This is a genomic window from Streptomyces sp. DH24, assembly GCF_029813775.1.
GTDB lineage: Bacteria > Actinomycetota > Actinomycetes > Streptomycetales > Streptomycetaceae > Streptomyces.
On sequence record NZ_JARVKW010000004.1, the window covers coordinates 1 to 16,830 of the forward strand.

Annotated in this window: 11 protein-coding genes; 5 read left to right on the forward strand and 6 right to left on the reverse strand. The window is 71.1% G+C overall.

The annotated features are described in order from the left end of the window. Window positions 1-91: 91 nt before the first annotated feature. Entirely contained in the window at window positions 92-1,972 is a 1,881-nt protein-coding gene (dnaK, locus tag QC282_RS04055; protein ID WP_279547783.1) for a molecular chaperone DnaK, read from the forward strand. Between the two features lie 80 nt (window positions 1,973-2,052). Here the strand turns inward: dnaK and QC282_RS04060 are convergent, their stop codons facing one another. The 3 genes from QC282_RS04060 to QC282_RS04070 all read right to left on the reverse strand — a co-directional run bounded on the left by QC282_RS04060 (window position 2,053) and on the right by QC282_RS04070 (window position 6,158). Continuing rightward, complete coding sequence (locus tag QC282_RS04060) at window positions 2,053-3,654, reverse strand: hypothetical protein (RefSeq protein ID WP_279547784.1); 1,602 nt, start codon at window positions 3,652-3,654, stop codon at window positions 2,053-2,055. Continuing rightward, window positions 3,651-4,880 carry a hypothetical protein gene (locus tag QC282_RS04065; RefSeq protein WP_279547785.1) on the reverse strand — a complete coding sequence of 410 codons (1,230 nt, stop codon included), beginning with the start codon at window positions 4,878-4,880 and terminating at the stop codon, window positions 3,651-3,653. The genes QC282_RS04060 and QC282_RS04065 overlap by 4 nt, the downstream gene beginning before the upstream one ends. 408 nt (window positions 4,881-5,288) lie before the next feature. Then, the gene (locus QC282_RS04070) at window positions 5,289-6,158 is read right to left on the reverse strand and encodes a helix-turn-helix transcriptional regulator (protein ID WP_279547786.1); all 870 of its coding nucleotides are present in this window, start codon (window positions 6,156-6,158) and stop codon (window positions 5,289-5,291) included. 271 nt (window positions 6,159-6,429) lie between these two features. On the opposite strand from QC282_RS04070, the gene QC282_RS04075 reads away from it, so the two are divergent. Next, on the forward strand, window positions 6,430-6,855 hold the full coding sequence (locus QC282_RS04075; RefSeq protein ID WP_279547787.1) for a hypothetical protein: 426 nt from the start codon (window positions 6,430-6,432) through the stop codon (window positions 6,853-6,855). Here QC282_RS04075 and QC282_RS04080 read toward each other — a convergent pair. After that, window positions 6,837-7,682 carry a helix-turn-helix transcriptional regulator gene (locus tag QC282_RS04080; protein WP_279547788.1) on the reverse strand — a complete coding sequence of 282 codons (846 nt, stop codon included), beginning with the start codon at window positions 7,680-7,682 and terminating at the stop codon, window positions 6,837-6,839. The two genes, QC282_RS04075 and QC282_RS04080, sit on opposite strands and share 19 nt — an antisense overlap. A 158-nt stretch (window positions 7,683-7,840) precedes the next feature. Between QC282_RS04080 and QC282_RS04085 the strand changes: the two genes are divergently transcribed. The 3 genes from QC282_RS04085 (at window position 7,841) to QC282_RS04095 (ending at window position 10,853) form a co-directional block, all read left to right on the forward strand. Further along, window positions 7,841-8,146 (forward strand): 4a-hydroxytetrahydrobiopterin dehydratase, encoded by a 306-nt coding sequence (locus tag QC282_RS04085; RefSeq protein WP_279547789.1) that lies wholly within the window; start codon window positions 7,841-7,843, stop codon window positions 8,144-8,146. 5 nt (window positions 8,147-8,151) lie between these two features. After that, on the forward strand, window positions 8,152-8,901 hold the full coding sequence (locus QC282_RS04090) for a class I SAM-dependent methyltransferase (RefSeq protein ID WP_279547790.1): 750 nt from the start codon (window positions 8,152-8,154) through the stop codon (window positions 8,899-8,901). Window positions 8,902-8,981: 80 nt separating this feature from the next. Beyond that, window positions 8,982-10,853, forward strand: coding sequence for a rhamnogalacturonan lyase (locus tag QC282_RS04095; RefSeq protein ID WP_279547791.1), 1,872 nt, complete (start codon window positions 8,982-8,984; stop codon window positions 10,851-10,853). Between the two features lie 84 nt (window positions 10,854-10,937). Here the strand turns inward: QC282_RS04095 and QC282_RS04100 are convergent, their stop codons facing one another. Further along, complete coding sequence (locus tag QC282_RS04100) at window positions 10,938-13,598, reverse strand: cellulose binding domain-containing protein (RefSeq protein ID WP_279547792.1); 2,661 nt, start codon at window positions 13,596-13,598, stop codon at window positions 10,938-10,940. A gap of 125 nt (window positions 13,599-13,723) precedes the next feature. Beyond that, entirely contained in the window at window positions 13,724-16,636 is a 2,913-nt protein-coding gene (locus QC282_RS04105; RefSeq protein WP_279547793.1) for a glycoside hydrolase family 48 protein, read from the reverse strand. Window positions 16,637-16,830: the final 194 nt, after the last annotated feature.

Consider the following 16,830-nt stretch of genomic DNA (forward strand, 5'->3'; position numbering starts at 1 on the left):
TGTCCGCACCCCGTGGCATTGACAACGGCCCACTCAAGATTTGTGCTGGATTGTGGACGAGTGGGTTCAGGAGCGGCGGAAGGGGACAGCGATGGGACGCGCGGTCGGGATCGATCTCGGGACCACGAACTCCGTGGTGGCCGTCCTGGAGGGCGGCGAGCCCACCGTCATCGGCAACGCGGAGGGCGCGAGGACCACGCCGTCCGTGGTGGCGTTCGCCAAGCACGGCGAGGTACTGGTCGGCGAGGTCGCCAAGCGGCAGGCCGTGACCAACGTCGAGCGCACCGCGCGCTCCGTGAAACGCCACATGGGCGACGCCGGCTGGCGGTTTCCCGACCAGGGCGACATCGACGGCAACCGCTACCGGGCACAGGAGCTGTCCGCTCGTGTGCTGCAGAAACTCAAGCGGGACGCCGAGTCCTACCTCGGCGAGGACGTCACCGACGCCGTGATCACCGTGCCCGCCTACTTCGACGACGCGCAGCGGCAGGCCACCAAGGAGGCCGGGGAGATCGCGGGCCTTAAGGTCCTGCGCATCATCAACGAGCCGACCGCCGCCGCCCTCGCCTACGGACTCGACCGGGGCGAGGAGCAGACCGTGCTCGTCTTCGACCTCGGCGGCGGCACCTTCGACGTGTCACTGCTGGAGATCGGCGACGGCGTCATCGAGGTCAAGGCCACCAACGGCGACACGCACCTGGGCGGCGACGACTGGGACCAGCGGGTCGTCGAGTACCTCGTCAAGCAGTTCAAGGGCCGGTACGGCATCGACCTGGGGAAGGACAAGATGGCCCTGCAACGGCTGCGCGAGGGCGCCGAGAAGGCCAAGACGGAACTGTCCAGCTCCACCGAGACCACCATCAACCTGCCCTACGTCACGGCCTCCGCCGAAGGCCCGCTGCACCTGGACGAGAAACTCACCCGCACCCGCTTCCAGGAGCTCACCGCCGATCTCCTCGACCGCTGCCGGGCCCCCTTCCACCAGGCGGTCAAGGACGCCGGCATCAAACTCGCCGCCGTCGACCACGTGATCCTCGTCGGCGGCTCCACCCGGATGCCCGCCGTCACCGAACTGGTCAGGGAACTCACCGGCAAGGACCCGCACAAGGGCGTCAACCCCGACGAGGTCGTGGCCCTCGGCGCCGCCCTCCAGGCGGGCGTGATCCGCGGCGACGTCAAGGACGTCCTGCTCCTCGACGTCACCCCGCTGTCCCTCGGCATCGAGACCAAGGGCGGCATCATGACGAAGCTCATCGAACGCAACACCACGATCCCCACCCGCCGTTCGGAGATCTTCACGACCGCCGCCGACAACCAGCCCTCGGTCGGCATCCAGGTCTACCAGGGCGAGCGGGAGATCGCCGCCTACAACAAGAAGCTGGGCGTCTTCGACCTCACCGGCCTGCCGCCCGCGCCGCGCGGCGTCCCGCAGATCGAGGTCGCCTTCGACATCGACGCCAACGGCATCATGCACGTCTCCGCCAAGGACCTGGCGACCGGCCGCGAGCAGAAGATGACCGTCACCGGCGGCTCGGCGCTGCCGAAGGACGACATCGACCGCATGATGCGGGAGGCCGAGCAGTACGCCGAGGAGGACCGCGCCCGCCGCGAGGCCGCCGAGACCCGCAACCAGGCCGAACAACTCGTGTACCAGACCGAGAACTTCCTCCGCGAGAACGGCGACCGCGTCGACGCGGAGACGAGGACGGACGTCGAGTCGGCCGTCACCGGCCTCAAGGGCCTGCTCGAACGGCAGGCGAGCACCGAGGAGTTGCGCACCGGCGTCGAGAAACTCGCCACCGTCAGCCAGCGCATGGGCCGCGCCATGTACGAACAGGCCCGGCCCGCCGAAGCCGAAGCCGATGCGACCGGTGAGGACCGCGCGCCCGACGAGGAGGGCGTGGTCGACGCGGAGATCGTCGACGACGACAAGGACACCGGCACGGCGGGAGAGAAGGACGGCGCGGCCTAGGAGCAGCCGGCGTCCGTCACGCTCACATCAGCGGCGATGCGAGCGTGACGGACGGCTGCCCGGCAGGACGCGCGGCATCCCTAGGTGCGGGGGATCTGGCAGGAACCGCTGCCTTCCTGGCCCTTGGGCGGCGGGAACCTCTCCGGCCAGGCGAGGCCCACGAAGGTCGGCCGTTCGCCTCTGACTTCCGGGTCGAGCCGGACCACGGCGACGGCCTTGTTGTAGGCGTTGCCCTTGTTGTCGATGCAGATCCATCCGCTGGCCCCGTCGACCTTGTGCACTCCCCGCAGGGCGTTCCAGTCGGTGCCGATCTCCCGAAGCGTCGGGATGTAGCCGCTCCTGCGGCTCTCGGCGTGCAGCCGGATTCCCGCGATGGCGGTCTTGGCGGAGTCGTGCACGGAGACGGTGCGCGAGTCGTAGATGTCGGCGGGGCCGATCGGCCCGACGGGGGACGGCGCCGCCAGCCGCTGCATCAACTCGCGTACGGCAGCCGGTGAGCCACCGGTCTCGGGCGGCCGGGGCCGCTTGCTGAGCCACCCGTCGGGGTGCGAGATGGAGGTGTACAGGACGGTCACCTTGCCCTTCCACCTGCCGCCGTCGCCGCGCAGACCGCGCAGCGCGTTCCAGTCGAGCTTGCCGTCGGCGTACAGCGTGGACGCGCCGGACCCGCTGACCACCGTGAAGGACTCCTCCTTGCACGGGCGGTTCCTGGCCAGTTCGTTGAGGAACTGCCGCAGATGGGTGGGACGGCCGGCGAAGTAGACGGTGTTGACCTTCGGCCGCAGTACGCAGATGTCCGTGGCCATGCGCTTGAACTCGCCGGACAGACCGCCCTCGGTGTCCGGCCCCTCGGAGTCGAAGGGCATCGGCTCGTGCGGCGACCTCTTCAGCTTGCGGTCGTACGCGTGCAGGAGCGACTCGTTGTACGGGTCCGGCCTGGTGTCCTTGACCAGGATGGCGTGCTGGAGATCCAGCGTCTTGTCGAAGTGCACCAGCGCGTCGGCCTGGTCGCTGTTGGTGGGCGCGATCCGGGCGAACATGGGATAGCCGGTGAACTCGTCGCCGGTGATGGGGCCGCCGACGACGGGGATCTGCTTCTTCTTCGTCAGATACGCGATGGCCTGGGCGGTCGGCCGCACGCTGAGGTCGAAGCCGAAGACGGTACGGAGGTTGTGCTTCTCGTCCTTGGCGAGGCGGGCGAGCCGGTCGGCCACCGGCCGCCACTGATCGCGGTTCTTGCCCACGTTGGCGAGCACCATACGGATCTTGGGGTGCTCACCGCCGTTCTGCTTCTCGGCTTTGGTGGTGCCGTTGGCGAAGTACTGCGCGATGTAGGCGCCCTGGACCTCGTGCAGGATCTGCTTCCTGACCTCTCCGTGGTCCGACGTCATCGGGATCATCAGGGCGATGGTGACGTGCGGCTGGTCGTCGATGCGGTCGTTCTCCTCCTTGATGCGCTTCATGACGTCGGTGAGTTCGGCCATGAAGGGCTTGCCGCCGCCGTCGCTGACGCCGATGCACTCGCCGTTGGTGGTCCGCAGACCCGGGCCGCACGGATCGGGGTTCTCGGGCCCGAACTCCTCCCACGCGAACCACGCGGCCAGCAGCGCCATGACCACGCCCAGGGCGACCGCCGCCATGAAGACCGGGCCGTGCCCGGGGTGGTCCGGAGCGTCCGTCACTGTGCCTCCCCCGAAGTGGCCGATGTCCGTGCCGGTGCCGCTTCCCCCGAGGCGGCCGGTGCGTCTGCCCGTGCCGTTTCCCCCGAGGCGGCCGATGCCTCTGCACGTGCCGTTTCCTCTGAGGTCGCCGGTGCCTCCGGCGGTGCCGTCCCGCCCACCGTCACCCGCAGGAGCCTGCGCTCGCGCTTGCCGTCCTCCAGACGCAGGGTCCAGGCGTCGAGGAGGGCTTCCAACTGCTCGAAGGGCTCCGCCGTGAGCCCCGCGCCCGCTGCGTGGTCACTGACCACCAGGACCACCGGGTGGGTGATCGTTCGCTGCCGCACCACGTTGCGCATCACGCGGTGGGCGTCCAGGTACGCGTCGAGGACGGCCCGTCCCGCGGCGTCCTGCACCTGGAGCAGCATCAGCGGTGGCTGGTTCCTGTTCAGCCGGCGCAGCAGCCCGTAGTGCGCGTCGATGTCCGCGAGGAACGCGGCGACGAGGAACGCGTTCCGGTTGGCGACCCGGGCCTCCTCCTGCCGGGCCGCCTTCTCGCGCACCTCCTCCGGGTCGCCCGGCTGCGGGAGGCGCGGCCGGAAGAAGTGGAACATCCTGATGGCGATCGCCTCGCGGCTGGAGAACGCACCACCCCTCGGCACCTTCAGGGCCCGGCCCCACCAGCGCAGGGCCACGCGGTCGGGCCGCGGACGCCCGGTCACGAACCGCGCCACGGTGGACAGCGACGCCAGCAGGGCGCCCACCGTGCCGGCCCCTGCCATCGGCTGCTCCAGGTCGCGCAGCAGTTCCGCGTGAGGGGGTGGCGTCCCCTGCCGTCTGCGGCCCAGATCGCGCACCAGGGCCCGGTGCGCGTACTGCAGCCGGTCCAGACTGAGATCCGCGTGGTCGGCGGCCCACGCGTGGGCGAGCAGCCCGAGATGGAATCGCGCGAACGCCGGGGCGCGGCGGCCGGCGGGACCGTTGAGACCGGTCATCCGGGTCGACAGATACCAGAAGGAATCCACCACTCCGCGCGCCAGCGGGACCTCGGGCACGTTCACCGGCAGCCGCTCCGCGTACTTGTGACGCAGACCCTCCAGGAGGGCGTTCTGCTGTGACCGGCCGAGTCCCACCACCTCGATGACCGGAGGTCCGCCCTTGCGCCGCAGCCTGCTTCCCGCGCTCGGCCGGTTCCGCGGCTCCATCACCAGTCCCGAGATGATGCGGGCAAGAAGACGCTCGTGCTCCAACTGGTTCCCCCGTCCTCACGGTCCCCCGAGCCCGGTGCGCCCGACGGTCCTGTGGCTTCGGGGGCTCATGAATATCCGCAGCCGCAAGTGCTGGCAAGGGCAGAAGGGGTGCCGCCGCACCATTGGCCTGATTTCGCGCACGCCCCGTCGCGGCGGCACGGAAACCGCCGCCGACCGCCCCGCCGACCGCCCCGCCGACCGCCCCGCCGACCGCCCCGCCGACCGCCCCGCCGACCGCCCCGCCGTCCGCGCCGGCCGGCCCCGTCGTACACGCGGGCCGGGTGCGGGCGGCCGGTGTCGAGGTGCGTGGGCGCGGCGTCCGATCCGGTCATGCGGTGTGCTCCCGGAGGTTCGGTACAGGTGCTCGCGGTGCTCGACTCATCGGGCGGAGAGGGCCGTCGCGGTCGCTCAGCAGGCCTCGCGGTACTCCCGCAGGATCTTCCGGGTGCGCCGCGTCGACGCGGCACGCGCCGTCATGTGGTCCAGGACCTCCAGGTGCGCGGACACCTCCGTACGGGAGTCCAGGTACAGGGCGCCGGTCAGATACTCCGTGAAGACCATGTCGGGCAGCTCCGGCTCCCCGAACCGGAACAGCGTGAACGGCGCGTACGTCCCCGGATGCGGACCGCTCGTGAACTCGGCGACCTGCAGCGTCACCCGGTCCCGCTCGGCGAACTCCAGCAGCCGGTCCAACTGGTCCCGCATGACCGTGCCGTCCTCGCCCACCGGACGCCTGAGCACCGTCTCGTCCATGACCACCCACAGATGCGGCGGGTCCGGCCGCTCCAGCAGCCGCTGCCGCTCCATGCGCAGCGCCACGTGCCGTTCGACCACGGCCGGGCTGGACGGGCCCTGCCCTATCGTCCCGGTCCGCATGACGTCACGCGCGTAGTCCTCGGTCTGCAGCAACCCGGGCACGAAGTGGGGCTCGTAGCAGCGGATGACGCGCGCGGCCCCCTCCAGGCTCACGTACATGCTGAACCAGTCCGGCAGCACGTCGTGGTAGCGCTGCCACCAGCCGGGCCGGTTGGCCTCCTCGGCCAGCGCGACGAACGCCGCGACCTCCTGGTCGGGCACCCCGTACGTCGTCAACAGCACCTGCACGTACGGGATTTTCAGCGTGACCTCGGCCGTCTCCATCCGCCGCACGGTCGCGGGCGCCACCCGCAGCACACGGGCCGCCTCCTCACGCCTGAGCCCGGCCGCCTCCCGCAGCTCCTGCAGACGCCTGCCGAGCACCACCTGTCCCACAGTGGGCGCGGGCCGCCGCTCACTCACGCCACGCCTCCCCTGCGCGCCGGAAACACGCGTGCAGTGTGACACGCCCCGCCCCGGCTCTCCCAGCACCTCACAGCGACCGGCATCAACCTGCCGCAGCCGAAGGCGCGTTGAGCCGGGCGGCGCACCCGCACCGGGCGCATGACCTCCGGGGTAATCGACCCCACGCGCCGCGGCGGCGATCGTGGACGCACCGGGTTCCGGGCCGGCGCACTCCGGCCCGGGACCCGGGCACCAGCGACGACTCGAACCCGACGGAGGGTGATTCGCCATGACCGCGACCCAGCTTGCCGCGCTCGCCCGCACCCCGGAGCCGCAGCGGATGCTGCGCCGCTTCCTGGCGCTCGACGCGGCGGTGACCGGCGCCAACGCCGTCGCCTACCTGGCCGCCCCCGGCCCGCTCGGCGATGTCCTCGGCGTCCGCCCCGGGCTGCTGCTGGCCCTCGGCGCGTTCCTCGCCGTGTACGCGGCAGCCGTGGGCCTGACCGCCTCCCGGCCGCATCCGCCCACCCCCGGCGTACGGGCCGTCGTCGAGGCCAACCTCGCCTGGGCGGTGCTCAGTTGCCTCGCCCTCGGGCTGTGGCTCACGCCGTCCACGGCGGGCGCGGTGTGGACGCTGCTCCAGGCGGTGACCGTGGCGGGCTTCGCCGGACTGCAGCACGCGGCGCTGAAGGCCCGTCAGTCCATCAGCCCCTGAAGGTACTTGACCGTCGCCGGGTCGGCCGGGAGGAACGTCTCGATGGCCAGCTCGGCGACCGTCACGTCCATCGGCGTGTTGAACGTGGAGATCGACGACACGAACGACAGCGTCCGCCCCTCGTGCTCGATCAGCATCGGCAGCGCGAAGTACGGATACGGCACCTCCGCCGCGTCCGTCGCCCCCTCCGGCCCCGCCGTGTCCGGCAGCGGATACGCGGCGACCTCCTCGTACAGCGCACGCAGCGCGTCCGAGCGGCGCAGCGCGATCTGCCGCTCCATCTGCCCGAGCAGGTGTCCGCGCCACTCGCGCAGATTGCGGATGCGGGGCGCCATGCCCTCCGGGTGCAGGGTCAGCCGCATCGCGTTCAGCGGCGGCCGGAGCAGATGGTCCGGAACACCCTCCAGGAGCATCAGGATCCCCTGATTGGCCGCCACCACCTGGTACGTCGCGTCGACCACCAGCGCCGGATAGGGCTCGTAGCCCTGGATGAGCCGCTCGATGCCCTCGCGCACCGCGCCCAGGGCCGGATCGTCCAGCGGGGTCTCCGGGAAGCGCGGGGCGTAGCCGGCCGCGAGCAGCAGCGCGTTGCGCTCCCGCACCGGAACGTCCAGGTGCTCGGCCAGCCGCAGCACCATCTCCTCGCTGGGCCGCGACCGGCCCGTCTCGACGAAGCTGATGTGCCGGGCGGAGGAGTCGGCACGCAGCGCCAGCTCCAGCTGGCTGATCCTGCGCTGCTCCCGCCAGGCCCGCAGCAGCGGTCCCACACCCCGGTCGGCGGCGGGGGCGGCGGACGCGGCGGCGCTGGACACGGGCGTCGTGGTCATGGCACGACGGTAGTCGACCGGCCCCGCTCCCGGGGGCGCACGGGCGCCCTCGGCGCCGTACGCGAGCGCGCACCGCGTACGGCGCGCACGCGGGGCCCCGGCGGACGGCCTGTGGGAGGCTGAAAACACAGCCCGCCACCACGGAAGGAACACGGCCCATGCCCGTCGAACCGCTGTCGCAGGACGAGATCGAGGAACGCCTCGGCGAGCTGCCGGGCTGGTCCCACGAGGACGGCCGCCTCACCCGCTCCTACCGGCTCGGCACCCACTTCGCGGCCACGGCCATGGTCGTCCACATCGCGCAGGTGCAGGAAGAACTCGACCACCACAGCGACCTCACCCTCGGCTACAACACCGTGACCCTCGCCGTGCACACCCACAGCGCCGGCGGGGCCGTCACCGAGAAGGACTTCGAGCTCGCCCGCAGGGTGGAAGACCTCGCCCCGGGCCACCGGGCACACTGAGGGGTGTGCTCGACTACGAGAGCGAAGCCGAACGCTACGACGCCTCACGCGGCGGGGAACCCCGGGCCGCCGCCGCGGCCGGAGCCGTCCTCGGCCTCCTGCCGCCGGGCGCCCGCAGCCTCCTCGACGTGGCCTGCGGCACCGGCATCGTCACCCGCCGGCTCGCCGCCGCCAGGCCCGCGCTGCGCGTGACCGGCGTCGACCTCACCCCGGCCATGGCGCGGCGGGCCGCCGCCCGGCTGCCCGGCGCCGTCGTCCTCGCCGACAGCCGCCGACTGCCCTTCAGGGACGGCGAGTTCGACGCCGTCAGCAGCGTATGGCTGCTGCACCTCGCCGAACACGCCGAGGACGTCGGGCGCATCGTCGGCGAATGCGCCCGCGTCCTGCGGGCCGGCGGCGTGTACGTCACCACCGTCGACAAGGCAGCCGCCCACAACGTCGGCAGCGACATCGACGCCGTCCTGTCCTCCCGCCCGCCCCGCCGGGCCCGCGACGCCGCCGCCACCGTCGAGGCATGCGCCGCCGGACACGGCCTCGTCCCGGCCGGACAGGCCCGCTTCCGGGGCCACGGACAGGGCCGCAGCCCTCGCCGCACCATCGCCGACCTGCGGCGCGGCTGGTTCGTCACGCTGCCCCCGGGCGACCCGCTCAGCGACCGGTTCGCCGCTCGCCTGGCCGCCCTCCCGGACCAGGACCGCCCCCGCCCGGACCCCGTCTTCACCCTCCGCGCGTTCACCAAGAACCCCGGGCGATAAAAGCCGCACCGGCGGCAACCCTCCGGCCCCCGGCGGCGACCGAGAGGCGGAACACCCCGTCTCCCAGGAGGTCCGTCCGCATGAAGCACCCGCACAGGCACCGCAGACGCCGCGCCCTGCTCTCCGCCGTGACCGCCGCGGTGGCGCTGGCCGGCGCCGGTCTCACCACCCTCGCCGCGGACAACGCCGAGGCCGCCACCGCCCGCCAGGTCGAAGCGCTCGACCGGGGCGTCGCCAGCGTCCACACCGGCAGCGGCAACCTGATCAGCTGGCGCTGGCTCGCCACCGACCCCGACGGCGTCGCCTTCAACGTCTACCGCGCCGGCACCAAGGTCAACGCCACGCCCATCACCGGCTCCACCAACTACTTCCACGAGGGCGCGCCCTCCCACGCCGACTACACGGTCCGCGCCGTCGTCGGCGGCACGGAACAGGGCGACTCGGTGCACGCCGTCCAGCTCCGCACCGGCTACAAGGACGTCCCCCTCACCCCGCCCGCCGGCGGCACCACCCCCGACGGCGTCTCCTACACCTACGAGGCCAACGACGCGTCCGTCGCCGACCTCGACGGCGACGGCGCCCTCGACTTCGTCCTCAAGTGGCAGCCCACCAACGCCAAGGACAACTCCCAGTCCGGCTACACCGGCAACACGATCGTCGACGGCATCACCCTCGACGGCACCCGGCTGTGGCGCATCGATCTCGGCCGCAACATCCGCTCCGGCGCCCACTACACGCAGTTCCAGGCGTACGACTACGACGGCGACGGCCAGGCCGAGGTCGCCATGAAGACCGCCGACGGCACGAAGGACGGCACCGGCGCGGTCATCGGCAGCGCCTCCGCCGACCACCGCAACTCCAGCGGCTACGTGCTGTCCGGCCCCGAGTACCTGACCATGTTCAACGGCCGGACCGGCAAGGCGATGGGCACCGTCGACTACGTCCCGGCCCGCGGCACCGTCTCCTCCTGGGGCGACTCCTACGGCAACCGCGTCGACCGCTTCCTCGCCGGCACCGCCTACCTCGACGGCAGCCGCCCCTCACTGATCATGGCCCGCGGCTACTACACGCGCAGCGTCATCGCCGCCTGGGACTGGCGGGGCGGCGCCTTCACCCGCCGCTGGACCTTCGACACCAACTCCTCCACCAACGCGGGCAAGGGCTACGACGGGCAGGGCAACCACAGCCTGTCCGTCGCCGACGTCGACGCCGACGGGCGAGACGAGATCGTGTACGGCGCGATGACCGTCGACGACAACGGCTCCGGCCTGTGGACCACCCGGCTCGGCCACGGCGACGCCGGCCACGTCGGCGACCTCGACCCGTCCCGCGCCGGACTGGAGTACTTCAAGGTCTCCGAGGACTCCTCCAAGCCCGGCTCCTGGATGGCCGACGCCCGCACCGGCTCCGTCCTGTGGCAGACCGCCTCGGGCGCCGACAACGGGCGCGGTGTCGCCGCCGACGTCTACGCCGGCAGCGCGGGCGCCGAGGCCTGGTCCGCCTCCGACACCACCCTGCGCTCGGCCACCGGCGCCTCCCTCGGCCGGAAGCCCTCCAGCAGCAACTTCCTGTCCTGGTGGGACGGCGACCCCGTACGCGAACTCCTCGACGGCACCCGCGTCGACAAGTACGGCACGTCGTCCGACACCCGCCTGCTGACCGGCTCCGGCGTGTCCGCGAACAACGGCACCAAGTCCACACCGGTGCTGTCCGGGGACATCCTGGGCGACTGGCGCGAGGAGGTCGTCTGGCGCACCAGCACCAACACCGCCCTGCGGATCTACGCCACCCCCCACCAGACCACCACCCGCATCACCACCCTGCTGCACGACACCCAGTACCGCACCGCCCTGGCCTGGCAGAACACGGGCTACAACCAGCCCCCGCACCCCAGCTTCTTCATCGGCGACAGGATGCCGACGGCGCCGCGGCCCACGGTGTACACGCCGTGACCAGGTGAACCGGAGCCGCCGAACCCCCGTCGGAGCGGTCGTCCGAACACCTCGGACGCCCGCTCCCCCCCCGCGACCGCGCGGTCAGCCGACCGCGCAGCTCCTGTCACCCAGCCTGAAGGCTGTCGGTTTCGCGTTCGTGCCCGACCAGTCGCCCGTGAAGCCGAAGCTCACCGACGAACCCGCCGCCACCTTCCCGTTCCAGCCGGCGTCCTTCGCCGTCACCGCCGAACCCGACTGCGTGTGCCGCGCGTTCCACATCTGCGTGACCTTCTGCCCGTCCGCGAACGACCAGGTCAGCGACCAGCCGTTCCAGGCGCTCGGGCCCGTGTTGCTGAGCCGCACGTCCGCCTGGAAGCCGCCCGACCACTGGTTCGTGACCTTGTACGTCACCGCGCAGTCCCCGGCCGGCTCCGGGTCCGGGCCGGGACCGGGGCCCGGGTCGGTCCCGACGTCCGCCGGGTCGCCGTAGACGACACCACGCCCGTTCGTCGCCACGTACACCCGGCCGTACACCCGGGGATCGCCCGTGATCGCCGCGCCCGTCCAACCCCACTGGTGCGCGTCGTCGTTGGCGCGGGTCCAGGTCGCGCCCCGGTCCGTGGAGCGGAAGATGCCGCGCACCCCGCCGATCTTGGCACTGGTGAACAGCGTCTGGTACGAGGCGCCCGGTGCCGCCTTGCCGAACCCGACCGTGTCGGCCTGCTCGACGTTCGGCAGCTTCGTGAAGCTCGCGCCGCCGTCCGTGGAGTGCCACAGACCGTACGCGCCGTCGCTCGCACCGCCCGCCAGCCACACGTCGCCCTTCGTGCCCGGCAGCGCCTTGAAGCGCACGCTGTCACCGGAGGGCAGCCCCGTCGCCGCGGACGCCGAGAACGTGGCGCCGCCGTCCGTACTCACGTAGAACTTCCCGGACTTGAAGCCGTAGAACACCTTCGGGTCGACCCGGTCGGACTCCACGACCGCGCCCGCCGGGATGCCGGTGGACGCCGACCAGGACGTGCCGAAGCCGGTGGTGTGGTGCACACCCGCGCCCTGCGGGCTCCACACGAACCGGCTGCCGTCGGCCGCCGCCGCGACCGTGCCGCCGCCGCTCACGCCCGACGGGTCGGTCCCGCCGAACCAGTTGGCGCCGTTGTCCGTGGAGAACGCGATGTGCGGCCCCGAGTCCAGGTTGCCGACCCGCACGACCGTGTCCGGGTTGCTCTCGGCGTAGTCCAGGCTGGTCGTGGAGGTGAAGTTCGGCTGGGTGTACATCATCGCCGGCACCCGGGTCAGGTCCGTGTGCCGGAAGCCGCCGATGTCCCCGAGCGCGCTGAGCAGCGGGGCGCCGGACGGGGGAGAGGCGATGTCGTTGACCGCGGTCTCCTCCAGGCCCCGCACCATCGGCGTGATGGTGAACTTCGAGCCGGAGTCCCAGTTCGTGAGGTTCTCGGTGCCGTAGACCGTCGCGCCCGTCCCGTACATCATGCGGTCGGAGTCGAACGGGTCGATCTCCAGCGACTCCGTCATCCAGCCCAGCTTGGGACTCTGCTCGGGAGGCGACGGGTTCGCGCCCCACGTCAGCCACGGCGCCGACGACACGTCCATCGTGTAGCGGTTCTCGCGCGTCGGATACGACGTGTAGTCCCACGCCTTCGTCCAGGTCGCGCCGCTGTCCGTGGACCGGAACATCTGCGTGTCCGGCCACCAGGAGCTGTACGCCGTCGCCATCACCGTGCCCGGATCCTGCCGGTCGACGGTCAGTCCGCTGAACCCGAAGTAGGTGTCGGCCTCCGCGACCGGGCTGATGTCCGTCCAGGTGCCCGGACCCGTCGCGTACCGGTACAGGCGGCCCTTCCCGCCGTCGTAGGGACCCCCCGAATCGCTGTATGCGATGTACAGGTGGCCGTTTTCCGTATCCAGTACGCCCTTGTGCGCGAGGTATCCCGTCGGCTGACCGGCCAGCCGCTGCCACGTCGCGCCCGCGTCCGTCGACCGGTACACCGCGTTGTCCTTGTCGGCCACCCCGACGTAGATCGTCTTCGTGGCGCTTCCCGCCGTGCCCGTGGACTCGTCGAACGTGACCCAGACGATGCCCTGGTTGTCGCTCGCGTAGCCGCTCGTGTCGCTCGGGTCCTGCACGTAGTTCCCGGCGTTGGGGAAGTTCCCCACCTGCGACCAGGTGGCCCCCGAGTCCGTCGACCGCCACAGGCCCTTGCCGCTGGGCGCGCCGAGATACAGCACGCTGTTGCGGTTCGGGTCGACCGCGAGGCGTTCACCCATGCCCCGGCCGGGCATGTTGCCGCCCAGCTTGAACGGCAGGTCCGCCTTCTGCCAGCTCGCGCCCCGGTCCGAGGACCGCAGCACGGCACCGTTCGTGGGGTCCCAGTCGTTGGTGTACGTGCCGACCGCCGCGTACACCCGGTCCGGGTCGACCGGGTCGGAGGCCAGGGAGACGACACCGGTGTGACTCCAGTCGTCCCAGCCGACCGAGTCCAGCAGTGGCGTCCACGTCTTCGTCGCCTCCTGCCAGCGGTAGGCGCCGCCGATGTCGGTGCGGGCGTAGGCGAGGTTCTTCTCCGTGCGGTTGAAGACGATGCCCGGCACGAAGCCGCCACCGTCGATCCGGGCGTTCTTCCAGGTGTAACTGTCGGCCGCCACAGCCGTCTTGGGACCGTCGGCGGCAGGGGCGGGCGGGGAGCCCGCGAACAGCAGGCCGGCGGCGAGCACCGACACGGCCGACAGAATGCGCTTTCTCCGCATGCGTGTGGGGATCCTTCCAGTGAGGAGGAGGGGGCCTGCCTCTGCTCCCCGCGGGAGCGACGCGACGACCGGGCGGCCCCTGTGCGGGTGGGGCCGCCCGGCGCGCGGTACGCGGAGAGCGGGGACTATTCGAGAAGCTCCGCGTACGAGCCCATGGCGAGTGCGATGTCCGCCTGGGCCCAGAACCGGTGGTAGGTGAACGTCGGCGCGGCACCGCCCGCGAGATAGCCCTCGATCTTCGACCAGGACGGGTCGTCCTCGTAGAACGAGCGGATCGACTCGAAGGTCGACGACGAGTTGATCACGTCGCCGTTCGGCATGGTGCCGGTCCAGCCGCTCGGGACGTACAGGCCGTCGTCGAAGCGGTTGTAGTCGGCGCGGGTCTCCTCGACGGCGATGCCGAGGTCGTCCTGGTGGTTCGCCCACATGCCGTCGAGCAGGGCCTTCGCCGTGGCGGCGGCCTCGGTGTCACCGGAGCGGTCGGCGTAGTACGTCAGGGTCTTGGCGTACGCCGCCGCCACACCGACGTCGTTGGTGTAGTCGGCGACCGTGACGTGCAGGTTGCTGTTGGCGCCCGGGTTCGCGGCGTTCCAGGTGTCGGGCTGGCCCGACCACTTGAGCGTCGACGGGATCCGGAAGGTGCCGTCCGGGTTGACCGTGGTCTCCGACAGCGCCCAGTCGACCCACTTGTCGAGGACCGACTTCGCCAGCGCGTTGCCCGACTGCTGGTAGTACTCGGCGACCCGCTCCATCGACCACGCCTGGAAGCCGAACCACTGGTTGGACGGCGGGTCGTGGTAGACGGGCTTCTCGTCGTAGTACATGCCGTAGAACGTCGACACACCGGCCGGCGGCGAAGCGTACCGGCCCGCCCAGCTGTTGGTCGCGCCGCCCGCGATCGCGCCCTCGTCGGCCTGCAGCCAGCGGTAGAACTCCACCTGCCGCTGCAGCGACTTGGCCCAGTCCGCCGCGCCCGTCGCCGACTTCGGCTTCAGGTCGGGGTAGTTGCTCAGCGCGTACGCCGCGAGCGGGTTCTGGTAGCCGCCGTGCGCGTGGCTGGAGCCGATGCGCCAGGCCCAGCCCGCCGAGGTGTCGGTGGCGCCGCCCCAGGCGTAGTACCAGGACAGCAGGTAGTGCGAGGAGTCCTTGCCGGTGCCCGCCGGGCAGGACGGGCTGGTGCAGTTGCCGATCTTCTTGAAGTACTTGTCGAACATGGCGTAGCGCAGGTAGTCACCCATCTTCGCGGCCTTGGCGACGGTCGCCGAGACCTGGGAGCCCTTGCCCTGCTCCTTCGCCCAGATGTCCGCCCAGTACGCGGCCTGCACGGCCCGCGCGTCGGCGTCCGGGGCGTTGGTGAACTTCCACTGCTTGGCGTAGGACGCGTCCTTGGTGAACAGGTCCAGATAGCCGTTCCTGCCGCCGTACTTGAACGCGTCGCAGGTCGGCTGCGGGATCGTCTCCCACACCGACTCCTGCGGGCCGCGCTGGAAGGTGTTGATGTACGACGGTCCGGTCGCGGACGGGCCGGCCTCGCACTTGCCGGGCTCGTTGCCGAAGCCGTAGATGTTGTCGACGTCCTGGATCCAGTGCATACCGTAGACGTCGTCCGTACCGTATGTGGTCTTCAGTTCACCGGCGATCGGATCCGGCCCCACCGACACACCCGTGTCGAGCGCGGACGGGTACTGGTTCACGTTGTCGTACTCCGGCGCGTACGTCGCCGGCTTCGACGCGTTGTAGAAGGAGTTGGTCGGCTGGTCCGCGTGGGTCGGGATCATGTACTTCTCCATGATCTCCCAGGCCCCGTTGAACTTGGTCCAGTCGCCGGTCACCTTGCCGTACATGGCCTGCAGCCACAGCAGATAGCTGTACGCCTCCGAGGTGGTCTCGTGGCCGTGGTCCGGTGCCTCGACGATCAGCGTCTCGACCGAGTGGTACGGAATGCCCTCGGGGGAGAAGTAGCCGTTCGCCGGGTTGGTGATCTTCCCGTACAGGTCGAGGAAGCGGGCCTCGTAGGCCTTCGTCGCCCCGATCTGCGTCACGGTGACCGACGCCTTGCCGTGGCCCGGCGCCGTCGACTCGAAGACGGCCGCACCGGTCCCGGAGGAGTCGGCGGTGACGGTCACCTTCTGCGCGGTGTTCCAGTTCGACGGCGTGAAGGTCAGCGACGCGCCGCCGGTGACCGACAGCCCCGAGTTGCCGCTCGCACGGGCCGTGGTGACGGTGACGTTCGCGGTGGGCTGCTTGGACAGCTTCACCTCGAAGGTGCCCGTCTTGCCCTGCTGCACGGCCAGTTGGCCGGGCGTGGCGACCACGGTCGGGCCCGAGGTGACGGTGATGCCCACCGGGGTGGAGCTCGCGGACGCGCCGAGGCTGTCGTACGCCTTGACCACCAGCGAGTGGCTGCCCGCCGACAGCGTCGAGACGGACAGCGCGTACGGCGAGCTGGTGTCCGTGCCGAGCAGCGTGGTGTCGTCGTAGAACTCGACCTTGCTGATCGTCGCGTTGTCCGCGGCGGCCGCGGTCGCCGCGAGCCCGACCGCCTCCCCCTGCGTGTACACGGCGCCGGCCTTGGGGCTGGTGAGCACCGCGATGGGCGGCTGGTGCGCGCCGTTGCAGGCGGTGCCGTTGACCGTGAACGACGTCGGCGCGGTGTTGGTGCCGCTGTAGGTGAACTGCGCGCCCGTGGAGACGGCGGCGCCCGCCGCGATCCGCGCGTTGTACGAGGCGCTCTTCACGGTGACCGACTGCCCCGACTGCGACCAGGTGCCGTTCCAGCCGTTGGTCAGCTTCTGGTTGCCGGCGTAGGCGTAGGTCAGGGTCCAGCCGTCGAGGGCGTCCGTGCCGCGGTTGGTGATGGTCAGGTCCGCGGTGAAGCCGGAGCCCCAGTCGTTGGTCTTGTAGTCGACGCTGCACTGGACGGCCGCCGCCTGAGCGGTCGTCGAGCCGGTCGCCAGCATGGTCAGCGGAAGTGCGAGGGCCGCCACGACGGCGGTCCACAGCCGCCGCGTGACGCGGCGTCTGCGTCTGGGATGCATGTGCTGGTTCCTCCTTGCGGCTCGGAGAAGTGGGGGAGGAGCAACAAGCCTTGAACCAGTGGGAGCGCTCCCATAGTGGGGACGGGGGCCGGAGGGGTCAAGACGCTTGAAGAGTCGAAAAGATTCGACTGCCCGCAGCCAGGAATTTCTGCAACTCCCCTGTCTTTTGCCGTCACTTGGCGCTAGCTTCGATG